2 protein-coding genes and 1 pseudogene are annotated in these 1,981 nt (G+C 71.4%); 1 reads left to right on the top strand and 2 read right to left on the bottom strand.

Going from position 1 to position 1,981, the window contains the following annotated elements; all coding sequences use genetic code 11:
• Window positions 1-147 (bottom strand): helix-turn-helix domain-containing protein (locus IH13_RS40880; protein WP_158791188.1); only part of this gene is annotated, 147 nt, incomplete at its 3' end.
• Between the two features lie 235 nt (window positions 148-382).
• Window positions 383-1,105, bottom strand: coding sequence for a GOLPH3/VPS74 family protein (locus tag IH13_RS0115815; RefSeq protein ID WP_031084906.1), 723 nt, complete (start codon window positions 1,103-1,105; stop codon window positions 383-385).
• A 194-nt stretch (window positions 1,106-1,299) separates the two neighbouring features.
• On the opposite strand from IH13_RS0115815, the pseudogene IH13_RS39730 reads away from it, so the two are divergent.
• Window positions 1,300-1,981 (top strand): annotated as a pseudogene (locus tag IH13_RS39730) (D-alanyl-D-alanine carboxypeptidase); the annotation flags it as partial.

Here is a 1,981-nt window from a genome sequence, read left to right as displayed (position 1 = left end):
GCCGTTCTCCAGGCGGCTGATCTTCGACTGCGAGACCAGCAGCCGCTCCGCCACCTCCTCGGCCGTCATGCCCTTGATCTCGCGCAGGCGGCGCAATTCCTGGCCCAACCGGCGTCGCCTGACGGTGGGATTGACGTTGGTCGGCACGGAAACGGCACCTCCGGCTATGCAGCTGTTGTAGCTGTGCGTGTCTACTGCTCAGCAGATTGCCACCCATGGCACCGGGCGCGCTGGGAAATCGCCAACACGCAAGAGCGCGGGACAGCCGGTGGGTCCGGCTGCCCCGCGCCTGGTGCGGCTCCCGAACCGGGTCGTGGGGACGTCGGTACGGCGGTTGACTGTGCCGCGCGTAACTGTCCGCGCGGTCGTGCTGTCAGTGTTGTCAGTGGACGACAGAGGTGTGTGCCATGCCTCCGCGACGTGCTGGTGGTTGCGGCTGCAACGGCACGCCCGCCGCCTGCTGGTTACGCCGTGGCTGGACTGCCACGCCGTTCTGGACGTCCATCACGGCATGCGCGACGAGACCGCCCATGGGGTCGTGTCTGATCAGGTCCCGGAGCCGGGAGCGCGATGAGCGCCCCTCGTTCCCGGGGTACAGGTGCTTGCCGAGTCCGACCGCATGGGCCAGCGCGGCGAGCGCCGCGGTCCGCGGGTCCGGCGGTACGCCGGTGCGGATCGCACTGTCCAGCCGGGTCCTGATGTCCCGGCTGACCGCCGTGTCCGTCGCCTGGTAGCGAGTCGTCGGCAGCACTCCGCACATCTGGCCCGCCACGGCATGCACCATGCCGCACCGCTCCAGATGGGCGAGATAGATCTGGCGGAGCCCCAGCCGGGGTCCGCCGATCCAGTGGACGGCCCGGACCGGGCTGCCGCGACGGCGCAGCAGTTCCAGCGCGGAGTCCAGAGTCGGATCTCCTGTCGGCCGTGGCATCACCACGGCGATACGATCCCCGTCAGGGGCTATCCGTCCTGCCAGAGCCAGCTCTACTAGCTGTGCCCCGGCCAGGCCGAGGTCGAGCGACTGCGGCTGCGCTGTGGTACCCGTGGTCGGGTCCAGAGCGAGCAGCAGAAGCTCCTCCGGAATTGTTCTGCGGCTCCTGCCCATCCATGCCTCCCCGCGTGGATGAATGACAGGGTGACCCCTCTCACATTGGTCTGTCGAGGGTGCCTGGGTGCTTTGTGAGGGAACCGTTAGGTATGTCGTTCCCGTCTAGCAGCCGAGCCCAGGTTCCACACAGGACACTGGGAGACGGTTCGGACAGTGCGGGCTTGTTCCCCGCGGCGCATGAGGAGGCATCGGTGGCGGGCGAGTCCCCCGACAAGTCGGAGCAGCGGAAGTCGTCGGGGACGGCTGAGGAGCGCGATCCGCGTTTCGCCGTGTTCCGTGAACCGGCCGCCTCGGCGGGTGCCGGGAGTGCGACGGGCAGGGCGGCGGGCATCGGCCCGGACGACGCGACGGCGGTCTTCCGCTCGCCGGAGTCCGCGGACGTGGGTACCGGGAAGGACGGCTGCGACGACGGCGGCCGGACCGCCGGTGACGCCAAGGAGGCCGCAGGGGGCTCCAGGAGCGCCTTCACGTCCGATGACGGGGCCGAGGAGCCCCGGGGTGCGGAGAGCGCCTCGGAGGGGGATCAGAACGCCTCGGCGGAGCGGGAGCCCGCAGCGGCGTCGGACAGCCGGACGGGGTCCGGGTCCGGTTCCAGGACCGGTTCCGGGGGCTCCGGTGGTTCCGGGGGCGAGGCCGCTGAGGCTGCCGCCTCCGACGGGCCCGAGACGGATGCCCCCGAGGACGACGCCCCGGAGGCTGGCGACGCCCCGGAGGCTGACAACGCCCCGGAGGCCGCGGACCGGACCGAGCCAGTCGGGACGGCCGAGGCCGACGCGTCCGTCCGTACCGGTTCCGACGAGGGCACGGCCCCGGAGCCCGAGACGCCGGGACCCGAGGCGTCGGAAGCGGCGGCCCGGACGTCCGGCGCACCGG

Source organism: Streptomyces sp. NRRL WC-3549 (assembly GCF_000721935.1).
Lineage (GTDB): Bacteria > Actinomycetota > Actinomycetes > Streptomycetales > Streptomycetaceae > Streptomyces.
The sequence above is the reverse complement of the archived record's forward strand: the minus strand, read 5'-3'. Positions and strand labels throughout refer to the sequence as shown.